This window comes from Pseudomonadota bacterium, assembly GCA_016195085.1.
GTDB lineage: Bacteria > Pseudomonadota > Alphaproteobacteria > SHVZ01 > SHVZ01 > JACQAG01.
Genome location: JACQAG010000024.1, coordinates 1 through 20,215 on the forward strand (window position 1 = coordinate 1; position 20,215 = coordinate 20,215).

The 20,215-nt window shown below is 65.5% G+C and carries 21 protein-coding genes; 15 read left to right on the plus strand and 6 right to left on the minus strand.

Features of this window, described 5'->3' with window-relative positions; genetic code table 11:
- Positions 1 to 302 precede the first annotated feature (302 nt).
- Positions 303 to 1,049 (plus strand): 2OG-Fe(II) oxygenase, encoded by a 747-nt coding sequence (locus HY058_07280; protein ID MBI3497088.1) that lies wholly within the window; start codon positions 303 to 305, stop codon positions 1,047 to 1,049.
- A 314-nt stretch (positions 1,050 to 1,363) separates the two neighbouring features.
- Here the strand turns inward: HY058_07280 and HY058_07285 are convergent, their stop codons facing one another.
- Positions 1,364 to 2,104, minus strand: coding sequence for a dienelactone hydrolase family protein (locus HY058_07285; protein ID MBI3497089.1), 741 nt, complete (start codon positions 2,102 to 2,104; stop codon positions 1,364 to 1,366).
- 172 nt (positions 2,105 to 2,276) lie between these two features.
- On the opposite strand from HY058_07285, the gene HY058_07290 reads away from it, so the two are divergent.
- Entirely contained in the window at positions 2,277 to 3,023 is a 747-nt protein-coding gene (locus tag HY058_07290; GenBank protein ID MBI3497090.1) for a DUF1080 domain-containing protein, read from the plus strand.
- 8 nt (positions 3,024 to 3,031) lie between these two features.
- On the opposite strand, the gene HY058_07295 is transcribed toward HY058_07290, so the two are convergent.
- Positions 3,032 to 4,291, minus strand: coding sequence for a PQQ-dependent sugar dehydrogenase (locus HY058_07295; GenBank protein ID MBI3497091.1), 1,260 nt, complete (start codon positions 4,289 to 4,291; stop codon positions 3,032 to 3,034).
- Positions 4,292 to 4,482: 191 nt separating this feature from the next.
- Between HY058_07295 and HY058_07300 the strand changes: the two genes are divergently transcribed.
- A complete protein-coding gene (locus HY058_07300; GenBank protein MBI3497092.1) occupies positions 4,483 to 5,580 on the plus strand; it encodes a hypothetical protein in 1,098 nt (365 codons plus the stop codon).
- A gap of 48 nt (positions 5,581 to 5,628) precedes the next feature.
- Here the strand turns inward: HY058_07300 and HY058_07305 are convergent, their stop codons facing one another.
- Both HY058_07305 and HY058_07310 read right to left on the minus strand, forming a co-directional pair.
- Complete coding sequence (locus HY058_07305) at positions 5,629 to 6,453, minus strand: hypothetical protein (GenBank protein ID MBI3497093.1); 825 nt, start codon at positions 6,451 to 6,453, stop codon at positions 5,629 to 5,631.
- A gap of 146 nt (positions 6,454 to 6,599) precedes the next feature.
- Entirely contained in the window at positions 6,600 to 7,799 is a 1,200-nt protein-coding gene (locus HY058_07310) for a patatin-like phospholipase family protein (protein ID MBI3497094.1), read from the minus strand.
- Between the two features lie 181 nt (positions 7,800 to 7,980).
- On the opposite strand from HY058_07310, the gene HY058_07315 reads away from it, so the two are divergent.
- From HY058_07315 to HY058_07335, 5 genes are all read left to right on the plus strand, one after another.
- A complete protein-coding gene (locus HY058_07315) occupies positions 7,981 to 8,613 on the plus strand; it encodes a pyridoxamine 5'-phosphate oxidase family protein (GenBank protein ID MBI3497095.1) in 633 nt (210 codons plus the stop codon).
- Positions 8,614 to 8,709: 96 nt separating this feature from the next.
- On the plus strand, positions 8,710 to 9,759 hold the full coding sequence (locus HY058_07320; protein ID MBI3497096.1) for a LacI family DNA-binding transcriptional regulator: 1,050 nt from the start codon (positions 8,710 to 8,712) through the stop codon (positions 9,757 to 9,759).
- 190 nt (positions 9,760 to 9,949) lie between these two features.
- A complete protein-coding gene (locus HY058_07325; protein MBI3497097.1) occupies positions 9,950 to 10,750 on the plus strand; it encodes a transporter substrate-binding domain-containing protein in 801 nt (266 codons plus the stop codon).
- A 95-nt stretch (positions 10,751 to 10,845) separates the two neighbouring features.
- The gene (locus HY058_07330) at positions 10,846 to 11,517 is read left to right on the plus strand and encodes an amino acid ABC transporter permease (GenBank protein ID MBI3497098.1); all 672 of its coding nucleotides are present in this window, start codon (positions 10,846 to 10,848) and stop codon (positions 11,515 to 11,517) included.
- Between the two features lie 7 nt (positions 11,518 to 11,524).
- The gene (locus HY058_07335; GenBank protein ID MBI3497099.1) at positions 11,525 to 12,196 is read left to right on the plus strand and encodes an amino acid ABC transporter permease; all 672 of its coding nucleotides are present in this window, start codon (positions 11,525 to 11,527) and stop codon (positions 12,194 to 12,196) included.
- Between the two features lie 184 nt (positions 12,197 to 12,380).
- Here HY058_07335 and HY058_07340 read toward each other — a convergent pair whose 3' ends face one another.
- The gene (locus tag HY058_07340; GenBank protein MBI3497100.1) at positions 12,381 to 12,593 is read right to left on the minus strand and encodes a hypothetical protein; all 213 of its coding nucleotides are present in this window, start codon (positions 12,591 to 12,593) and stop codon (positions 12,381 to 12,383) included.
- Between the two features lie 65 nt (positions 12,594 to 12,658).
- The gene (locus HY058_07345) at positions 12,659 to 13,573 is read right to left on the minus strand and encodes a LysR family transcriptional regulator (protein ID MBI3497101.1); all 915 of its coding nucleotides are present in this window, start codon (positions 13,571 to 13,573) and stop codon (positions 12,659 to 12,661) included.
- 128 nt (positions 13,574 to 13,701) lie between these two features.
- Between HY058_07345 and HY058_07350 the strand changes: the two genes are divergently transcribed.
- The 7 genes from HY058_07350 to HY058_07380 are packed head-to-tail and all read left to right on the plus strand — an operon-like array spanning position 13,702 to position 20,212.
- Entirely contained in the window at positions 13,702 to 14,733 is a 1,032-nt protein-coding gene (locus HY058_07350; GenBank protein MBI3497102.1) for an ABC transporter substrate-binding protein, read from the plus strand.
- A 16-nt stretch (positions 14,734 to 14,749) separates the two neighbouring features.
- Positions 14,750 to 15,787 (plus strand): ABC transporter ATP-binding protein, encoded by a 1,038-nt coding sequence (locus HY058_07355; protein ID MBI3497103.1) that lies wholly within the window; start codon positions 14,750 to 14,752, stop codon positions 15,785 to 15,787.
- A gap of 2 nt (positions 15,788 to 15,789) precedes the next feature.
- Positions 15,790 to 16,647, plus strand: a complete 858-nt coding sequence (locus HY058_07360) for an ABC transporter permease (protein MBI3497104.1) — start codon at positions 15,790 to 15,792, stop codon at positions 16,645 to 16,647.
- Positions 16,644 to 17,444 carry an ABC transporter permease gene (locus tag HY058_07365; protein MBI3497105.1) on the plus strand — a complete coding sequence of 267 codons (801 nt, stop codon included), beginning with the start codon at positions 16,644 to 16,646 and terminating at the stop codon, positions 17,442 to 17,444. Before HY058_07360 ends, HY058_07365 begins: the two co-directional genes overlap by 4 nt.
- Positions 17,441 to 18,577, plus strand: coding sequence for an FAD-binding oxidoreductase (locus tag HY058_07370; GenBank protein MBI3497106.1), 1,137 nt, complete (start codon positions 17,441 to 17,443; stop codon positions 18,575 to 18,577). Before HY058_07365 ends, HY058_07370 begins: the two co-directional genes overlap by 4 nt.
- Positions 18,528 to 18,833, plus strand: coding sequence for a (2Fe-2S)-binding protein (locus HY058_07375; protein ID MBI3497107.1), 306 nt, complete (start codon positions 18,528 to 18,530; stop codon positions 18,831 to 18,833). The genes HY058_07370 and HY058_07375 overlap by 50 nt, the downstream gene beginning before the upstream one ends.
- Positions 18,830 to 20,212, plus strand: a complete 1,383-nt coding sequence (locus tag HY058_07380) for an FAD-dependent oxidoreductase (GenBank protein ID MBI3497108.1) — start codon at positions 18,830 to 18,832, stop codon at positions 20,210 to 20,212. The genes HY058_07375 and HY058_07380 overlap by 4 nt, the downstream gene beginning before the upstream one ends.
- Positions 20,213 to 20,215 lie beyond the last annotated feature (3 nt).

The window sequence follows — 20,215 nt, forward strand, 5'->3', positions numbered from 1 at the left end:
CCGCGTCAACCTCATGCATCGAAAGCCAATTGCCCACCTGCTCAACCCACTGCCAGGGCCAAGTCTCAATAACTCCCAATTGACCCTTCAATGCATCTGAATCTAAACCGGACAGCCGTGGGCTTGACCCGGCAATCCATCTTGTTTTGTACGATGGATGCCCGGATCAAGTCCGGGCATGACGACAAAATAGGCAGGTAGCCTGACGCCCCGCTGGCGGCGACGCAAGGCCGACGACCTCGGCCGGGATTCAACGCATGAAGCGGATGGACCCTGCGGTCCGCCTGCCCCCATCATGGCCCATGGCCGGCCAACGCCCCGCATCCGCCGAGGATCAGGCTCGCAGCATCGCCACCAGAGCAGCGGCGCTGGACTGGCCCGAGATCGCAGCCTCGCTCGATGCGCGGGGCTATGCCACCACCGCGCCGCTGATCGAGCCTCAGCAATGCCGCGCCCTCGTCGCGCTCTACGGCGATGCCGGCCGCTTTCGCTCACGCGTGGTCATGGAGCGGCATGCCTTCGGCCGCGGCGAATATCAGTATTTCTCCTACCCGCTGCCGGAACCGGTGGCCGCCCTCCGGCAGGCGCTCTATCCGAACCTGGTGCCGGTCGCCAACCGCTGGAGCGAGGCTCTTGGGCGGGCCGATCTCTACCCGCCGCAGCTCCCGGCATTTCTGCGGCACTGCCATGCGGCCGGACAGACGCGGCCGACGCCGCTCATGCTCAAATACCAAGCGGACGACTACAATTGCCTGCACCAGGATCTTTATGGACCGCTCGTCTTCCCCCTGCAGGCGACCATCCTGTTGAGTGCCCCCGGCACGGACTTCGAAGGCGGCGAATTCCTGCTCATGGAGCAGCGGCCGCGGGCCCAGTCCCGGGGCGAGGTGGTGCCGCTGGCCCAGGGCGAGGCGGTGATCTTCGCGGTCCACCACCGGCCGGTCGCCGGCAAACGCGGCCCCTACCGGGTCAATCTCCGCCATGGGGTGAGCCGAGTGCGCTCCGGCCACCGCTTCACCCTCGGCCTCATCTTCCACGATGCGGCGTGACGGTGCCCCCACCCTGCAACCCTCTCCCACCCCTGAGCTTCTGTCGAAGGACGGCGGGGGCGGGAGCCATGATCAATCATGCGTCTTGTCCCCTCCCCCAGCGCCGACGCGCGAGGGCGGGAGGACGATTTTTGGGCTCCCTCCCCCAACGTGTTGGGGGAGGGTCGGGGTGGGGGCACACGGTGTCGACCACGGACAGCCCAGCTAGTGTCCCGCCCCAGAAATTCGTCAGCGAATTTCTGGGGCGGGACACTAATCAATTGAATCTAGTGTGATGATTCCGAAGTTCGGTGACGAACTTCGGAATCATCACACTAGGGACCGATCAGCTCGGCGCGAAAGAATGCGACCTCTCGATTGAACGCGTCGGTCGCCGCTGGCTCTGCCCAAGTGGAATGGCGATGCTTCTCGCCGGGATAGACGACAAGCTCGGCGCGACCGCCGAGTTGTCTCGCGAGGCTGACCAGGTTCTGGCCCGAGAGCAGGGGGACGTTATCATCGGAGTCTCCGTGCAACGCCAGCAATGGCGGCAGGCGTGTCGTCCGGAGGCGCTGCTCGTCATTCGGAATGAAGCCATAAAAGACGACGAGCGCCGTGACACGCGGATCACGAGCGCTGACGAAGGCGAGTGCGCCGCCGAGCGAGAAGCCGAGTAAGCCGATACGCCCCGATGCGTCCGGCCGCCGCAGGATGGCAGTCGTCGCGTCGGCCACGGTGATAGCCCATTCATCCCAACAGCTGCAGTACCAGTTCGAGCCAGGTCTAAAGTACGGCACGAGATAAGCGTCAATGCCGCTCGCAGCGAGCGCCCGCGCATGGTGCGCATAGGACTGCGGGTTGATCTCAAGGCCGCTCGACCCGTGCAACATCAGCACGGCGGGCCGCAATGCTGCAGTCGCCGCTGCGTAACGCGTGACTGTGACCGCGCGGCCACCACTATCGAAGGTCAATTCCTCGGGGACCAGTTCGGCCGCCACGCCGGATTGCGCGAGCAGGGTGGCGCAAGCGAGTGCGACCACCAGCCGATGCAGCGGTAAGATCATGCCGGCTGGCATAGTAGCCGATCGAAGCATCGAATGCCCCCACCCCGACCCTCCCCCGCGTATGACGCGAGGGAGGGAGGACGATTTCCTGCTCCCTCCCCAGCCTTCGGCAGGGGAGGGTTGGGTGGGGGCATCCACACGGTCCGTTGTATGCTGGCGCCTCATGCAGTCACGCGAGGCGCCAATGCCTTTTTGCGTTCCGGCGAAGGTCTTCGTCCGGCTCGCGCTCGCCCACTGCCTCGCTCTGGTTCTCTACGACTCGGCCCTCGCCCAGGACTTCCGTCTGCTGTTCGACGGCACCAGCCTCAAGGGATGGCATGTGAGCGCTGCCAGCGACCACAGCCGGACGAGCGCCCATCGATCCGGCGGCCGGTGGACGGTCGAGGCCGGCGCCATCATCGGTACCCAGGATCAGCCGGGAAATGGCGGGCTCTTGCTGAGCGACGATGAGTTCGGCGATGTCGAGATCGAGCTCGAGGCGAGGAACGATTTCGGCATCGACAGCGGCATCTTCCTGCGCTCGACCGAAGCCGGTGCCGCCTATCAGTGCATGGTCGACTATTATCCCGGCGGCACCATCGGCGGCGTTTATGGCGAGGGGCTCACCGGCGATCTCCATGTCCGCAACTTCAGCTTCCTCGATCGGCCCGAGCTGATCGAGCTCGTGGATGGGCCGTTTCCGCTGCCGGTGGCGCCCGGCCAATGGCCGAGCCTCTGGCGCGTCGGCCAATGGAACCGCATCCTTGTGCGCATCGAAGGCAACCCACCCCGCATTCGCTCGGCCATCAACGGAATCACGGTCATGGACTTTACGGATAAGGAGCTGCGGCTCGGAGCAAGCGGCCGGATCGGGCTGCAGCTGCATGGCGGCGAGCAATTCTGGGGCTTGGCCGTGCGCTACCGCGATCTTCGCATCCGCCGGCTGGATTAAGCTCCAATTCAAGGACCGGTGTAGCTCACCTTCCAAACCGTCCGCCCGGCATCATCGGCGATCAACAGCGCGCCGTCCTTGGCTATGGCGAGCCCGACCGGCCGGCCCCAGACGATCGCATTGGTGGTGCCGCCGAGGCGGAAGCCCGACGCGAAGGTCTCGTAGCCGGGCTCCGGCTTGCCCGCCTTGAAGCGCACGCGGACCACGGCATAGCCCGTGGGCACGGAGCGGTTCCAGGAGCCATGGTGGCTGACGAAGGCATCGCCCCGATACTCGGCGGGAAATTGCGTGCCCTCGTAGAACACCAACCCCAAGGGTGCCGAGTGTGAGCGGAACAGCACGTCCGGCACCAACGCCTTGGCTCTGAGATCGCCGCCCTTCGCCTCCAACCCCGGCTGCGGATTGGCGCCGATATAGGAGTAGGGCCAGCCATAGAAGCCGCCCTCGACCACGCGGGTGAAATAATCCGGCACGAGATCGTCGCCGAGCCCATCGCGCTCGTTGACGACGGCATAGAGCTCCCTGGTGCCCGGCCTGAGCGCGATGCCGACGGGATTGCGCAGGCCGCGCGCGAAGCTGCGTCCCTTCGCCGCTCCCGGCTCGAACACCCGGATGCTGGCATAGGGCTCGGGCTCCTCGGCCAGGTTGGAGAGCGAGCCGATGGCGGCGTAGAGCGTGCCGTCCGGAGCAAAGGCGATGGTGCGGGTCCAGTGGCCGTAGCGCGGACCCATTTCGCCTTGTGCCGTCACCGGCTCGGGCTTGCTCCGCGCCGTCTTGTCGCCATTTGCGTAGGCAAAGCGCCACACCGCCTCGACATCGCCCACATAGAGCGCGCCGTCGCGAAAGGCGAGGCCGTGGGGCATGCGCAGCCCGGTCGCAAACGTGGTGCGCTCGGCGGCGGCGGCGGTGCCGCCGGGGTCGAGGAAGCGGGTCACGATGCCCTCTTCGGTCTCGGCCAGAAACACATCGCCATTGGGTGCCACCGCGAGATTGCGGGCCTCCCCCAGATTCTCCGCGAACAAGGTCGCGGTAAACCCCTGGGGCACGCTCGGACGGGTATCGCGCGGGCGGGCGACGATCTGGGGCGGACGCGTGGCGCTGGGGGTGGCGCGCGGCGGCGGCAGGTCGGCGGGGGTGACGACCACCCGGTCGCCGGGTTGGGTCATCTGCGCGTTGCCCGTCGGGGGACCGACGAGGAGGGCGAAGAGGCCGAACGCGCTGGCCAAGCCGAGAGGAACGCCGCACTTTTGGGAGATTAACCCGGACATGGGGCCGACGCTCCTTTCGCGGAAAGCCGCGGTCGATCGCATCCAGGGCCAGTGTGCCGGGCGGGACCGGGAGGCTCAAGGGAACCGGAGCCGGAAAAGATAAAAAGCGAATTAATCTTTCTTTAAAACTTCGCTGATATATTGTAGTTGAGAAACCAGGTCCGCCTACACGCACAGGAGGGATCCGTTCCGTGCCGAATAACGTCGAAGCGAAGAGCTCATCACCGGCGGAGACGCCGCCGCCCTCCTCCAACCTTGCCGACCATGAAAAGGACTCGCTGCATATCCTGCCGCTCTCGGCGATCCCGCTGAAGACCCCCGGTCTGCAGAAATGGCACCTCACCAAGAATGTCCGCCTGGAAACGGTGGTCGAGATCTTCAGTCTCGGCAAGCAAGTGAGCGGCCAGGTCGGCGTCGAGGAGCTGCACAAGTATTTCGACGATCGCAAGAATGTGCACGATGACCTGATCGTTCTAAGGAAGCTCGCCTCCCTCAACAGCTATGATGTCTACACCCTGCGCATCCAGCTACGCCGTCTCGGCGTCGTCGTCACCTCCCAGGACGCGCTTCAGCTCTCCGAAGCGAAGAAGCAAGAGCTCGTGCAGTTCATGCGCGCCTTCACCCGTCCGCTCATCCAGAAGGTCTATGGCGGCCTCGACGCGCAGATCACCGACTTCGACCAGCTCGTCGGCCTGTTCTCCCACCCGGACCGCGGCGAAGCCTTGCGCAACTTGCAGGTGCTGGCCGACCGCCTGCAGGTGGGCCTGACCGACATCCCGAACTTCCTCGAGGAATACGGCGACGTCTTCCTGTCGATGGCCTACTACCGCAGCGTCTTCATGCAGATCCGCCCGCATCTGGCCGGATTCAGCCAATGGACGAAGGAGGCAGCGGCCACCTACCAGCTCCGCGGCGATGCCGGCTTCCAGAAGAAATGCACGGGCATGCTCAACACCCTCGATCGCCTCGGCCTGGCCGTCCTCGCCATCCTCGAGGGCTTCGAGGAGACGGCGAAGACCTTCTGGAACGACATCACCATGGAGTCCTTCGGCAAGCTGCGCGAGACGGTGACGCGCCAGCACGCGCTCATCGGCGGGTTGCTGTGCGGCCTCTACGTCAAGCTGCGCATCTGGGGCGAGAATTTCCTCGGCAAGCGCCTCAACCCGGAGAAGAGCGCCGGGTTCATCCTTTCCGACATGTTGCCGGGGCTGGAGATCATCACCGGCCTGAGCAAGGTTTATGTGAAGCCGATAATCGACGAGCCGCCGATGATCGTCGCGGTCGTCTAGAGGGCACCGGCGCGCGGCAGCGCTCGAGCCCGGCCGTTTCGCGCTCTCTCATCCCTCGCCGGGCTTAAGCGCCGCCTTCTTGAGGAGATAGGCGCCCTGTCCGATGCCGAAGCTCGCAAGCAAGGTCGAGTCGACATCGGGGAGCGTGACCTCCCTCGCGAGCTTGAGCTCACCCAGGAAATGGAAGGTGCTGAGCGCAAAGATCGCAACCGAGCCGAGCGCAATGAGGATCATTTGAAAGTCCCCGAGATCCGCTTGTCGCCGATCGTTCTGGACGAGATCGGTCAGCAGGTTGGGACGCGCCGCGGATGGCTTCGGCACGGGCTCGTTCGGCTGCGCGGCATTCTGCACTTTCTGCGTGGTGATCACCTTGGCGCCGCCGAAGGAGAGCGCGCTCAAGCCGGAAAGCGCCAATAGATTCTCGGTAATCTGCACACCGCCGATGTAATCCGAGCCGAGATAGAGATAGCGCAGCGCGACGGTGGCGATATAGGCCGTCGCCAAGGCGGCGAACCACAACGCCAACTGCGTCTGCGAATTGCTGTAGCGGTTGTCTGCGCCGATCAGGAATGCGAGCGGAGAACGGGCGAGCATGCCGGCGGCAAGCAGGCAGAGCACGGCGAATGCGACCGCCAACGCCAAGAGCCGGTGCGTCCTCTCCACCGGCCGACGGATCTCCTGGAGCTGCTTTAGCTGCGTCGGCTTGGTCGAATCGTCGGCACTGAACTTGACGATGTCGCCCTTCCTCGCTTTTGCGAGCGTTTCCGCGGCCGCCGGATCGGCGATGGTCAAGGTCTTGTCATGGAAAGGTGCCGGCAGCGTCAGCACGGCCGTTCCCTTATCGGGATCATGGCTCTTGAGCACGCCTTCCATGACACCGCTCTTATCGGGCGGTTGGGCATCCTGGGCTCGGCCTGGCTGGGAAGCGAGTGGAAGCGACAGCAGCAATGCCACAGCCAGCAAAACGGAGCGCATGCGATCCCCCCATCTCATGTGCGCGCGATGGTCGACCCCGCGCGCTACTTCACGGCGTTCCACGCGGCAACCGCCTCTTGGAACGAGCCGTAGCCAAGCTCCGGCGCCAAGCTATCGCGATGCATCCGGAGCGGCTGATTGCTGACATTCCCGCCGATCCACAGATCCGCGAAGGCGGCGATGGCATCGACCTCGGCCTGCTGTACGGCATCCATGTCGAGATCGACGAGGTGGGTGAACTGCGCGGCGGTCATCGGCTTGTCGAGGGGGCCCGGCGCTCGCCACTGCCCTGGCTTTCCCATGGGGCTGATGAGGGGATTCATGCGCACGATCCGGCTCATCGCGGGCGACCGGACGCCGGCGCCGCTCCCGGTCATGACATGCGCAAGGAAGCTAGCGACATCCGGTGGATCGTCGAGGATCGAGGTCGCGAGCTTGCGCAGATCGGTAACGAGGCCGGGCTCGACGGTTGCCTGCACATAGGGCGACTTCGGCGGATCCGCCGGTGTCGGCCATGGCAGCACGACCGTCGCCGTGCCGAGGCTGAGCGCCGCGATGTCCGCGGGCTTTTGCCCCATGACGATCGCCTCGGTGACCGCGGCCAGGACCGGATTGTTGCAACCGGTGACGCCGCCGTCCCAGAACCGTCCGGGCCCGTCGGGAAACATCGCCGGCGCATCGAAATAGTTCACGGGCGCATTGGTGGAGGCGTGGATCGCTTCTGCGAGTGTCACGCTCGCGGTCTCGCCATGCCCCCATTGCGGACCGGCCGCGGGCGCCGAGCGGAAGAAACTGGCGGTGTTGCGGTCGTAGTCGAAGCCGATGATGAGGAGATGGACGTTGTCCGCAAAACCGGTGCGGTGCACGCCGTCGGCGGCCTTGGTGAGGAGTCGATTGCCGCGCTCCGGCAACAGGTTCTGCAGGGCCACGAGCTTGTTTTTGGCGCTGTATTTGGGGCCCATGCCCGTCAGATCGCGCAGCACCCGGTCACCCCAGGAGCTGGTCGGCGAGAATATCGCTCGGCGCTTCGCCTCATCCTCGAAATAGCCCAAGAGATCGCCGAGGCTCAGATTCTCGACGAGGCCGCCAAGCACGAGGCTGCCGCCGGAATTTGCCGCGACGAGATCGAACTCCGCGAGCACCTGGTGTCCCTTGGCGTCGGCGCCAAAGAGCGTCATGAGGGCGCGCACTTCAATGAGCGCCCAGGCGCCGCCGCCATCGAGCGATAAGATGCGATAGGCCATGGTTACCCCCGGTGAGCCTGCGCAGCCGCGAACAGCCGCCAAAAGTATGCAACCATAAGTGGATTGTGGCGTCCAGGGAAAAACAGACCCCGGGCACGCCGACCGCACCCTCGCGGCACGGGGACGGATTGGACTACCCTCAGGCATCGCCAGGACGATGCACGACAAGTGGAGAGCGACGATGACCGACGACACCGCCAACGGCGTGGAGAACGAGGACAGTCTCCGCGCCCTGTACCCGCCGGTCTCGGAGCTGGCGCGCATGAAGCAGATCGACCGGCTGGACCGGCACGCGCGCGCCTACATCAAGCTCTCGCCCTTCCTCCTCATCGGCTCCATGCGGCCGGGGTGCGGCATGGATGTGAGCCCGCGGGGCGATCCGCCGGGCTTCGTCGCCGTCGTTGACGACCGCACCCTCGTCATCCCCGACCGCCCCGGCAACAACCGGCTGGACACGCTGTCCAATCTGGTGGAAGCGGCCGAGGTCGGGCTCCTGTTCATGATCCCGGGCATCGAGATGACGCTGCGCGTCAACGGCAAAGCCTCGCTCACCCAAGATCCGGTGCTGCTCCGCCAAGCGGAAATCAACGGCAAGCGCCCCAGGCTGGCGATCAAGGTCGTGGTCAGCGAGGTGTTCTTCCACTGCGCCAAGGCGCTCCGGCGCGCCAAGCTATGGGAGGAGGACCATCGCCAGAAGCCGGGTGCCTTGCCCTCGATCGCACGCATCATCTGCGAGCAGACCGGAGCCACCCACGTCGACGTCGATGCGGTCGAGCGCACCAGCGAGGAGCGGTTGAAGACGCATCTGTACTAGCATTTGGACTCATGTGCGCGCCGCCATTCGCCTTTGCGGCTGCGGGCTGATGCAGGTCGCTGGTCATTCCCACCCCTCGCCACTATGTTTTCGCCCATGGCAACGCTTGGCGATGTGGCTTGGCGGGCTGGCGTCTCGGCTGCGACGGTTTCCCGTGTCCTCAACCATCCCGCGAAAGTGAGCCTGGAAATCCGCGAGCGCGTCATGCGTGCGGTGAGCGAGCTCGGATACCTCAGAGATGGGGCGGCGCGGGCGCTGGCCTCACGTCATTCCCTGACGATCGGCAAGGTCGTGCCAACACTCGGCATCGGGATCTTCGCAGCCGGTGTTCAGGCGTTGCAGCGACGCCTAGAAGAATTCGGCTATCAGCTTTTGGTCGCCGCCAGCGACTATGATCAGGAAAAAGAGGCGCGGCAAGTTCGGGCCCTCATTGAGAGGGGCGTCGATGGCATCGCCCTGGTCGGCCATCGGCACGCACCCGAGGTTTATGAACTCCTGCGGTCGCGCAAGCTCCCATACGTCAATACCTACCAGTTCGATGGGCAGAACCCGCATCCTTGCATTGGATTCGACAATCGGGCTGGTGCCTATCGCCTGACGCGCTGCCTCATCGATTTTGGACATCGCCGCTTTGGCATTATCACCGCTCCTTCCAGCCTCAACGATCGGATCGCGGCGCGGCTCACGGGCGTGCTCGACTGCTTGAGGGAACATGGCATCACCGCCGCTCCGGAATATGTCGTGGAGGTGGCGCAGACGATCGTCGATGGCCGAGCGGCGACGCGGATGCTTCTGTCTCAGCACTCCGATCTGACCGCAATCTTTTGTACCACCGACACGCTGGCCATCGGCGCTCTCTTGGAATGTCACAAATTGGGCATCGGGGTGCCGGAGCAGATCTCGGTCGCTGGTTTTTCGGATCTCGAGATCGTCTCCCAGCTGGATCCGCCGTTGAGCACCGTGCACATCCCGGCTGACCGAATTGGGACGATGATTGCCGATTTCCTACTTGACTGCATCGACGGTCGAGCCGGCCCAAAGAAGATCGAACTCGAGGCCGACGTGGTCATTCGGCAATCGACCGGACCGGTGCGCGCCGCGAATAAATCCCGACGCCGCCGCGCTGGGTCATCCGGCCGATCCTAGGAGACCGCTGCAACCACCTTGACGGGAGCGCGCGGACTTGCTAGCGTGAAAGCGCTATCACTTAACTATATCAGTGGCTTAATGCGGAAATTGGCGGTGAGCATCGGTGTTTGGGTGCATTGGCGACCCATGATCGGCATCGCGGCGCCTGGCTGATGACAACGACGATAAAGACAGGGGGGAAGGCACCATGAAGATTTGTTTGAGACTGTTCGCGCTGGCAATGCTGGTCGCAATGCCTGCGATGCTGGTTGCGCCGTCGACGCGCGCCGAAAGCACGCTCGACAAGATCCTCAAGGAGAAGAAGATCCGGGTTGCCATCGACGTTGGCAATCCGCCCTTCGGCATTCTCGACAAGGACGGCCAGCCCGACGGCTCGGATGTCGCCGTCGCCCGACAAATGGCGAAGGACATGGGCGTCGAGCTCGAATTCGTGCAAGTGCCCTCGACCGGCCGGATCCCGGCGCTGCTTTCGGGCCGCGCCGATGTCACCATCGCCTCCATCTCGGTTACCACCGACCGAGCCAAGGCGGTGATGTATTGCAACCCTGACGGGGCGCTCTCAATCGTCATCTTCGGGCCGCAGAGCGTTGCCATCAAGACACCCGCCGATCTCACCGGCAAGCGCATTGGAATCACCCGCGCAACGCTCGAAGAGGCGACCGTGCCGAAGATGGCGCCGCCAGGCACCAACATCGTCTGGTTCGACGAGATCGGCGCCACGATCCAGGCGCTGCTCTCGGGCCAGGTCGACGCGGTCGCCATGACCTCCTTCGCCGGCAAGACCGTGGCGGACGGCAACCCGGACAAGAAGATCGAGAACAAGTTGCTGGTGACGACCGCCTATTACGCCCCGATTGTACGGCCCGGCGATTTCGAGCTGCGGCGGTGGATCAACACCTGGATATTCGTCAACACGAACAACGGTACACTCGCCACGCTCTATAAGAAGTACACCGGGATCGATCTCCCGCCGCTGCCCGTGTTCTAACCTCGGTCCGTGAGCCGCCGCGGCGTTCTCGGCACGACGGCGTTCGCGTGCACGTCGCGGCATCCCTGCCCGCCGGCTGACGGGAGAGATCTGGCGTGAACTACGTCTTTCAGTTCAACGTCGTCTGGGATCACTTTGCGGAGCTCTTGGCGGGCGTGTTGCTGACCATTCAGCTCTCCGCCACGGCGATGGCATTGGGACTTTGCCTTGGCATCGTCTGTGCCTATGGGAAGTCGGCGGGGCCGAAGCCGGTGCGCTGGCTGGTGGCGGGCTATGTCGAGCTCATTCGCAATACGCCGTTCCTGGTACAGATTTTCATCTTCTATTTCTCGCTGCCGGTGATCGGCATCCGCCTCACCGCGAACACGGCAGCACTCGCCGCGATGACGGTCAATCTCGGCGCTTACGCAAGCGAGATCATCCGCGCCGGGATTGAGGCAATACCCCCGGGTCAGGTCGAGGCGGCGCGCGCGCTCGGCCTGAAGCGTCTGGGGATCTTCCGTTTCATCATCATCTTCCCGGCGCTGAAGACCGTCTATCCGGCACTCGCCAGCCAGTTCATCTTGCTGATGCTGAGTTCGAGCGTGGTCTCGACGATCTCCGCGGTCGAGCTGACGGCGATCACCAGCTCGCTGCAATCGACCACCTTCCGCGCCTTCGAGTTCTATTTCGTTGCCACCGGCCTCTACCTCGCCATGGCGCTCGGCTTCAGAGCCGGCTTGAGTACGATCTACTGGGCCGTGTTCCAGCGCGGCCGGCCAGCCTGAGGGTGTGATGGGGCGCAGCTTCGGCACTGGCGAGTTCCTCTACCTCCTCAAGGCGATCCCCTGGACCTTGCTGCTCTCGTTCGGGGCCCTCCTCGGCGGCGGCGTTGTCGGGATCTTGGTCGCGATCCTGCGCATTGCGCCGGTTCGCCCGCTGCGCTGGCTTGCGATCGGCTATATCGAGCTGTTTCAGGGCACCCCTGTGCTGATGCAGCTCTTTGTCACCTATTACGGGCTTGCCGTTCTCTTCAACATTCAAGTAGGTGCTTGGCCGGCAGTGCTGCTCGCCTTCACGCTCTACTCTAGCGCCTTTCTCGGCGAGATTTGGCGCGGCTCTATCCAAGCCATTCCGCGCGCTCAATGGGAGGCCGCGGAATGCCTGTCGCTCAACTTCCCCAAGCAGCTCTGGCTTGTGATCCTCCCGCAGGCGGCGCGCATTTCAATCCCGCCGACCGTCGGCTTCGCCGTCCAGCTCATCAAGAGCACCTCGATCGCCGCGATCATCGGCTTTGTCGAGCTCACGCGCGCTGGACAGCTCATGACCAACACAACCTTCAAGCCGATGATCGTCTATCCGATCGTGGCGATGCTGTATTTCATCCTGTGCTGGCCCTTGTCGCTGCTGGCTCAGAGGCTCGAACAGCGGATCGATGCCGCTCTCGGAGTGAAACAGCATTTCTGAGCAGTTTTGTCAAATGCGCGCAGCTCCGCTATGTCAACAAATTGGAGCGGTCCGATGTCGGCACGAAGTTTCAGCACCGTCGTTGTGTTAGCTCTTCCGGTATTGGGTGAAAAGCGGACACACCAGCAAGGTCGGCGGATCGACGTGAATGATCCACAGCGGACGTTGCGCGCGAAGCATATCCTCAAACGGGTGGCCGGATCGCCCCCAGCAGCATCTCCGGGGCGATCGACGGCCGCCCCGTCCCGGAATACAGCGCCGCGAAGTCCGCACAGTGATCACAAAGCGCCGCGCTCGCGATCTCCCGGACCGCCAGAAGCGGATGGTCCTGCCGAACCCGCTTCTCAAGATCGACGTAGGAAATCGATTCGCCGGATCGTTGATCAGACCCACGCATTCCTTACCCTCGACGAAACCTCCCGCCGAGTGATTCATGGACCCGCACACGTCGCTACGGGTTTTTCAACAGCCTGCTCGCGCGCGACGGAACACGGCTAGCGCGCGACGGAACACGGCGATGAATTCCAGCGCGACGCCCGAAGGCGTGCGCTGGGCGGGGTAGAGCGCCGCGAACTCGATCGCGATCCTCGGGCTGAACGGCCGGATCGCCACGCCGCGCGACTTGAATTCCTCGGCCATCAGCGGATCGACGATCGACACGCCCACCCCGGCGGCGACCAGCGAGCAGGCGATCTCGGTCAATTGCGTCTCGACGTGGATCGTGAACGCGACCCGTTTGGCGGCGAAGGCATGGTCGATGCGGTGGCGCAGCAGGGAGAACTGGCCGAGCGCGATGAACGGCTCGCCGCGGAAGTCCTTGGGCGTCAGGACCGCGCGCAGCGCCAGGCGGTGATCCGCCGGCACGGCGGCGACCGCGGTCAGGCCCTCGATCGACTGGCTGGTGACGCTCGGGAATTCGAACACATCAGAGGCGAAGCCGATGTCACATTGGCCCGAGGCGACCTGGTCTACCACGCTGCGCGAGCCGAGACCCTGAACCGCGATATGCAGCTTCGGGCGCTCCTTCAGGAAGTCGGCCACGACCCTGGGCAGGAACGAGGTCGCAAGCGCCGGGTAGGCGGCGATGCGCAGCGAGCCGGCGCGGCGCGAGCGCAGGTCGGTCGCGGTCTGCACGATCCGTTCGAGGCCGACGAAGGAGCGCTCGACCTCGTGGTACAGCGACAAGGCCTCGCTGGTCGGCAAGAGGCGCGTACCGACGCGCTCGAACAGCGGTAGGCTGACGGCTACCTGCAGGTCGCGGATCAGCCTGGAGACCGCGGGCTGCGTCACGTTCATGAGCTGCGCCGCGCTGGTAACGCCGCCGGTCAGCATGACGGCGCGGAACGCCTCGACCTGGCGCTGATTGAGACTGGGCATCCGTCCATAATATTCGATTATGGATTGGCCGCATAATTCGATTTGACGCTATGGCGATTGCCCTGTTCGATAGGCAGAACCGGAAGAAGCCGAACAACAACCTTTGCTATGGACTTGGAGGTGAGATGATGCGTTCCCTGCTGCTCGGCGGCCTGGCCGCCCTTGCCGTCGGTGCCGGCTCCGCCGCCGCCCAGACGCCGACCCTGACCCTCGGCCTCTATGGCGGGTCGTTCGAGAAGGCGATGCGTGAGACGGTCGTGCCGGCCTTCCAGAAGGAATTCAAGGCCGACTTCAAGTACGTCGCCGGCAACTCCACCGACACGCTGGCGCGGCTGCAGGCGCAGAAGGCGAAACAGGAGATGGACGTCGTCTTCCTCGACGACGGCGTTCTGTACCAGGCGATCCAGCTCGGGTTCTGCGCGCCGCTCACCGATGCGCCGATTTACAAGGACCTGCACGACATCGTCAAAGTCCCGGGCAACAAGGGCATCGGCCTCGGCTTCGTCGCCACCGGCTACACCTACAACACCAAGTATTTCAAGGAGAAGGGCTGGGCGGCGCCGTCCTCGTGGAACGAGCTGGCCGACCCGAAATACAAGAAGCTCCTGGCGATCTCGCCGATTACCGGCACCTACGGACTGCACGTGCTGGTGATGCTGGCGCGGGTCAATGGCGGCAGCGAAACCAATATCGACCCGGGCTTCAAGGCGATGGAGAAGGTGACGCCGAACATCCTCAGCTTCCCGCCGTCGCCGGCGAAGATGTCCGAGGCGCTGCAGGCGGGCGACGTGGCGATCTCGATCTGGGGTTCGGGCCGCAGCGTGGCGCTGGCCAATACGGGATTCCCCGTCGACTTCGTCTATCCGAAGGAAGGCGCGGTGTCGCTGATGATCGGCGTCTGCCCGGTGGCGAAGCCCGCCGCCTCAGACCTGGCGCAAAAGTTCATCCAGTTCAACTTCCGGCCGGAGGTCCAGGCGGTCTGGGCGAAGGAGCAAGGGGCGGGCCCGGCCAACAAGAACACCAAGCTCGAGCCCGACGTGGCGAAGCTGGTTCCCTACGGCCCGGAGCAGGTCAGCAAGCTCGTCGCGGTGGACTGGGACGTGATCAACAAGGAGCGCGAGAACTGGACCAAGCGCTGGCAGCGCGAGGTCGAGAAATAGGTCGGGGTCCGCTCTCTTGGCTTTCCTGGAACTGAGCGGCCTCGTCCAGCGCTACGGACCGGTCGTCGCGGTCGACGGGGTCGATCTCTCCGTCGAGCGCGGCGAGTTCCTGTCGCTCTTGGGTCCATCGGGCTGCGGCAAGTCGACCACGCTGATGGCGATCGCCGGCTTCGTCGATCCGACGGCGGGCCGGATCGTCGTCGGCGGGCGCGACATGGCCCAGGTCAAGCCCAATCGGCGCAACATCGGCATCGTCTTCCAGTCCTTCGCGCTGTTCCCGCACATGACCGCAGCCGACAACGTCGGCTTCGGTCTGGAGATGCGCGGCGTCGCCAAGGCCGAGCGGGCGCAGCGCGTCGCCGAGACCCTGGCGCTGGTGCGGCTGACCGAACTGGCCGAGCGCTATCCCAAGCAGCTCTCCGGCGGGCAGCAGCAGCGCGTGGCCTTGGCCCGCGCGCTGGTGATCAGGCCCGACCTGCTGCTGCTCGACGAGCCGATGTCGAGCCTGGACGCCAAGCTGCGCGAGGAGATGCGGGTCGAGATCCGCGACATCCAGCGCAAGGTCCAGATCACGACGATCATGGTGACGCACGACCAGGCCGAGGCGCTCTTGATGGCCGACCGCGTGGCGGTGATGGACCAAGGCAAGATCGTGCGCATCGGCAAGCCCTATGAGGTCTACGAGAACCCGGGCAGCGCTTTCGTGTCCGACTTCCTCGGCCGCACCAACCTCCTGCCCGCGACCGTGATCGGCCGCTCGGTCGGTCGGTTGCGGCTGCGCGTCGGCGAGATCGAGGTCGACGCGGTCGGCGAGGCGCCCGACGGCAAGGCTATGCTGTCGCTGCGCCCGGAGCGGCTGAGCTTCTCAGGCGAGGGCTTGCCGGGCCGGGTCGAAAGCTGCCTGTTCATGGGCGGGCAGTGGTTTTATCGCGTCGCCACGGCGATCGGGCAGTTGTCGGTGATCCGCCCGAACGAAGGCGGGGCGCATGTGGCGGAGGGCGGGTCGGTGCGCGTCGCCTGGCCACTCGACGCCGCGCGCGTGGTGCAGGGTTAGCGATGGCCACGTCACGTCTGCTCCCCTACGGGCTCAGCCTGCCGGCGGTGGCGGCGCTGACCGTGTTCATGGCCGCGCCCCTCGTCATGGTGCTGATGTTGAGCTTCAACAGCTTCACCATGGCGACCGGCATCCAGCCCGGGTTCAACTTCAAGAATTATGTCGAGGTGCTGGGCGACAATTACTTCCACACAATCTTCGGCCGCACCTTCGTGCTGGCGCTGTGGGTCACCGGCATCTCGATCCTGATCGGCGCGCCCGAGGCCTACGTGATCCATCGCATGCGTCCGCCATGGCGCTCGATCTTCCTCCTGGTGATCCTCGGGCCGCTGCTGGTCTCGGTGATCGTGCGCACCCTGGGCTGGGCGGTGCTGCTCGGGCGCGGCGGCATGGTCAACGTGGCGCTGGTGAAGCTTGGCATCCTCGAGCGGCCGATGGAGTTCATGTACAGCTTCACCGGCATGACCGTAGCGCTGGTGCACGTGCTGGTGCCGTTCATGGTCCTGTCGGTCTGGACCAGCCTGCGGCGGCTCGACCCGGCGGTCGAGGCGGCGGGCGTGTCGCTGGGCGCGTCCCAGGCCACCGTGCTCTGGCGCATCGTCCTGCCCCAGGCCATGCCCGGCATCCTCTCGGGCAGCCTGATCGTGTTCACGCTGGCGGCCAGCGCCTTCGCTACCCCGGCGATCGTTGGCGGCCGGCGACTGAAAGTCGCCTCCATGGCGGCCTATGATGAGTTCCTGAACTCGCAGAACTGGCCCTTGGGTGCTGCGATCGTCGTCGTGCTGCTGGTCGCGATGGTGGCGATCGTGATGGGCTACAACCGGATCGTGGAGGGCCGCTTCAAGCAGGTGTTCCAATGACCCGGACCAACGGCTCCCTGGCCCTGGCATTCCACGGGCTTTTCATCGCCTTCATCCTGGCGCCGCTGGTGGTCGTGATCCTGGTCGCCTTCACGCCGGAATCCTATCTGTCGATCCCCACCACCAAATGGTCGCTGCGTTGGTTCGAGGCGATCTGGTCGAGCGACTTTATCCCCGCTTTCTGGATCAGTGTCCAGGTTGCGACCGCGTCGGCGACCGTGGCGCTGCTCTTGAGCGTGCCCGCGGCCATCGCCACGGCGCGATTCCAGTTCGCCGGCCGCCAGGTGCTCTCCGCCTATTTCCTGTCGCCCTTGATGGTGCCGCATGTCGTCCTCGGCGTGGCGCTCCTCCGCTTCATGGCCGAGATGGGTCTGACCTCGAACATGGGCGCGCTGATCATGGGCCATGTGATCATCGTCCTGCCGTTTACCCTGCGCCTGGCCTTGGCGGCGCTCACGGGCATGAACCGGCATTGCGAATGGGCGGCCTGGTCGCTCGGCGCCTCGCAATGGACCGTGTTCCGGCGCGTGACCCTGCCGATGATCGTGCCCGGCCTCGCCGGCGGCTGGCTGCTCGCCTTCATCCAGAGCTTCGACGAGCTGACCATGACCGTTTTCGTCGCCTCGCCCGGCACGACCACCCTGCCGGTGCGCATGTTCCAGTACATCACCGACAACATCGACCCGATGGTCGCCTCGATCTCAACCGCGCTGATCGTGCTGGCGCTGGTCTTGATGGCGGTCATGGAGCGGGTCTACGGCCTGGAGCGCCTGTTGGCCGGGAAGGGGGAGGGTTGAGCGATCCTGATTTCATCGTCCTCGGCGGCGGGTTGGTCGGCAGCGCGATCGCCTATGGGCTGATCCGCCAGGGCAAGCGCGTGACGGTGCTGGACGAGGGCGACGTCGCGTTGCGCGCCTCGCGCGGTAATTTCGGCCTGGTCTGGGTGCAGACCAAGGGCCTGGGCATGCCGGCATACGCCGACTGGGCGCGGCTGTCGGTTGATGTCTGGCCGGAGTTCGCCAAGGAGCTGACCCAACGTTCGGGCATCGACATGAACTACCGCAAGCCCGGCGGGTTCCAGGTCGCGCTCGGCGAGAAGGACATGGAAGCGCGCATCGAGGTGATCGACAAGCTGCGCGCGCAGCAGGGCGCCGAGGGCTACGACTGCGAGATCGTCGAGCGCAAGCGCCTGGACAACATGCTGCCGGGCCTTGGACCGGAGGTGGTCGGCGGCACCTACTGCCCGCATGACGGGCATGTCAGCCCGCTCAGGCTGCTGAAGGCGCTGCACAAGGTGATCGCGGACTCCTATCGGCCGAACAGCAAGGCGACCGCGATCCGCGGCAGCGCGGGCGGGTTCCAGGTCGATGCCGGCGGCGTCACCCATGCCGCGCCCAAGATCGTGCTCGCCGCGGGCCTCGGAAACCTGCCCCTGGGCGAGATGCTGGGGTTCAAGCTGCCGGTGCGGCCGCAGCGTGGCCAGATCCTGGTGACCGAGCGCCTGCCGGCCTTCCTCGACTATCCACTCTCCGGCGTGCGCCAGACCGAGGAGGGATCGGTGCTGCTCGGCAGCTCGCGCGAGGAAGTCGGCTACGACAACTCCACGACGCCCGACGCCATGCACACCATCGCCGGCAACGCCCTGCGCATCTTCCCGCGGCTGCAGCACGCGCGCGTGGTGCGCGCCTGGGGCGCGCTGCGCATCCTGGCGCCGGACGAGTTCCCGATCTACCAGACCCTTCCCGGCCATGATGGGGCGATGGTCGCGACCTGCCACAGCGGCGTGTCGCTGGCCGGCGCGCATGCGCTTTGCTTCGCCAAGTACCTGGCGGACGGCGCCTTGCCCGAGCATTTCACCGCGTTCCACAGCAGGAGATTCGATGTTCCGAAGGCTTCATACGAGCTCGTCGACCCTGACCATCACGCTTGACGGCGTGGCGCTCAAGGTCGCGCCGGGCGACTCGGTGGCCGCCGCGGTGCTGGCCTCGGGCAATCCTGCCTGCCGCCAGACGCCGGTGACCGGCAGCGATCGCGCGCCCTTCTGCATGATGGGCGCCTGCTTCGACTGCCTGGTGGAGATCGACGGCGTGCCGAACCGCCAGGCCTGCCTGGTCGAGGTGCGCGAGGGCATGCAGGTGCGCCGCCAGGCCCGACCTACCCTTGTCGCGGACAGGTTGGCGTCATGAGCGGCGAGATCATCGACCTCGCGGTCATCGGCGCCGGTCCGGCCGGCATGGCGGCGGCGACTGTCGCGGCCGACCTCGGCCTCGACGTCACCGTGTTCGACGAGAACCCGGCGCCCGGCGGGCAGATCTATCGCGGGATCGAGGCGGTGGCGACCAAGCGCGCGTCCGACCTGGCGATGCTCGGGCCGGCCTACGAGGCGGGCAAGACGATCGTCAGCGCGTTTCGCGCCAGCAAGGCGAAACACCAGCCCAACACCAGCGTGTGGCTGGTGCAGAAGGATCGCCAACTGGGCATTGCATCGGGCGGGCGCGCCAGCATGGTCCAGGCGCGGCGCATCTTGATTGCGAGCGGCGCGCAGGAGCGCCCGGTGCCGATCCCCGGCTGGACTCTGCCGGGCGTGATGCTTGCCGGCGCGACGCAAGGCCTGCTCAAGTCGGCCGGGATGGTGCCGTCGGGCCCGGTCGTGCTGGCGGGGAACGGGCCGCTGCTCTACCAGCTCGGCGCCCAGCTCGCGGCGGCCGGCGCCAAGGTGACGGCGCTGCTGGAGACCGAGGCGCGCTATGGCGCAGCACTGCAGCATCTGCCGGGCGCCATCGCGTCGGGCGGCTATCTCGCCAAGGGTCTGGGGCTCATCTCCGCGATCAGGAAAGCCGGCGTGCCGATCCGGCGCAACGTCACCGGGCTAAAGGCGATCGGCAAGGATCACGTGGAAGCGGTTGAGTTCGCGGCGAACGGCCGTGCGTGGCGCCTGGACTGCGAGGTGCTGTGCCTGCACCAGGGCGTCGTGTCGAACGCACAGCTCACCCTGGCCATCCCGGCCAAGCACGAATGGAACGAGGCGCAGCGCTGCTGGCGTCCGGTCACCGACGCCTGGGGCAATACCGACCTCGAGGGCATCGCCGTCGCCGGGGATTGCGGTGGGATTGGCGGCGCGGAGGCCGCCGCTCATGCCGGCAGGATCGCCGCCTGCGAGGCCGCACGCGCCCTGGGCAAGATCGACGCCCCGCAGCGCGATACACGCGCCAGCGGCGATCGCAGCGCCTGGGAGCGGCATCTGCGCATCCGTCCCTTCCTCGACGCGCTCTATCCGCCCTCGCGCGCGATCGCCGTGCCGGCGGACGACGTTACGTTATGTCGTTGCGAGGAGGTAACCGCCGGCGAAGTGCGCGCGGCGGTGCGCCAGGGTGGCACCGGGCCGAACCAGGTGAAGTCCTTCACGCGCACCGGCATGGGTCCGTGTCAGGGCAGGATGTGCGCGCTGACCGTGTCCGAGGTGATCGCCGACCAGCTCGGCAAGTCGATGGCCGAGGTCGGCACCTATCGCGTGCGCTTCCCGATCAAGCCGCTGACGGTCGGCGAACTGGCGAGTCTGGAATGACAG

Bases quoted from the DNA above. Each gene is read 5' to 3' on its own strand.
- HY058_07335 (MBI3497099.1), top strand. From the start codon at position 11,525: ATGGGGCGCAGCTTCGGCACTGGCGAGTTCCTCTACCTCCTCAAGGCG.
- HY058_07360 (MBI3497104.1), top strand. From the start codon at position 15,790: ATGGCCACGTCACGTCTGCTCCCCTACGGGCTCAGCCTGCCGGCGGTG.
- HY058_07340 (MBI3497100.1), bottom strand. From the start codon at position 12,593: ATGCGTGGGTCTGATCAACGATCCGGCGAATCGATTTCCTACGTCGAT.
- HY058_07280 (MBI3497088.1), top strand. From the start codon at position 303: ATGGCCGGCCAACGCCCCGCATCCGCCGAGGATCAGGCTCGCAGCATC.
- HY058_07325 (MBI3497097.1), top strand. From the start codon at position 9,950: ATGAAGATTTGTTTGAGACTGTTCGCGCTGGCAATGCTGGTCGCAATG.
- HY058_07375 (MBI3497107.1), top strand. From the start codon at position 18,528: ATGTTCCGAAGGCTTCATACGAGCTCGTCGACCCTGACCATCACGCTT.
- HY058_07315 (MBI3497095.1), top strand. From the start codon at position 7,981: ATGACCGACGACACCGCCAACGGCGTGGAGAACGAGGACAGTCTCCGC.
- HY058_07320 (MBI3497096.1), top strand. From the start codon at position 8,710: ATGGCAACGCTTGGCGATGTGGCTTGGCGGGCTGGCGTCTCGGCTGCG.
- HY058_07285 (MBI3497089.1), bottom strand. From the start codon at position 2,104: ATGCCAGCCGGCATGATCTTACCGCTGCATCGGCTGGTGGTCGCACTC.
- HY058_07305 (MBI3497093.1), bottom strand. From the start codon at position 6,453: ATGGAAGGCGTGCTCAAGAGCCATGATCCCGATAAGGGAACGGCCGTG.
- HY058_07380 (MBI3497108.1), top strand. From the start codon at position 18,830: ATGAGCGGCGAGATCATCGACCTCGCGGTCATCGGCGCCGGTCCGGCC.
- HY058_07295 (MBI3497091.1), bottom strand. From the start codon at position 4,291: ATGTCCGGGTTAATCTCCCAAAAGTGCGGCGTTCCTCTCGGCTTGGCC.
- HY058_07310 (MBI3497094.1), bottom strand. From the start codon at position 7,799: ATGGCCTATCGCATCTTATCGCTCGATGGCGGCGGCGCCTGGGCGCTC.
- HY058_07365 (MBI3497105.1), top strand. From the start codon at position 16,644: ATGACCCGGACCAACGGCTCCCTGGCCCTGGCATTCCACGGGCTTTTC.
- HY058_07350 (MBI3497102.1), top strand. From the start codon at position 13,702: ATGCGTTCCCTGCTGCTCGGCGGCCTGGCCGCCCTTGCCGTCGGTGCC.
- HY058_07345 (MBI3497101.1), bottom strand. From the start codon at position 13,573: ATGCCCAGTCTCAATCAGCGCCAGGTCGAGGCGTTCCGCGCCGTCATG.
- HY058_07290 (MBI3497090.1), top strand. From the start codon at position 2,277: ATGCCTTTTTGCGTTCCGGCGAAGGTCTTCGTCCGGCTCGCGCTCGCC.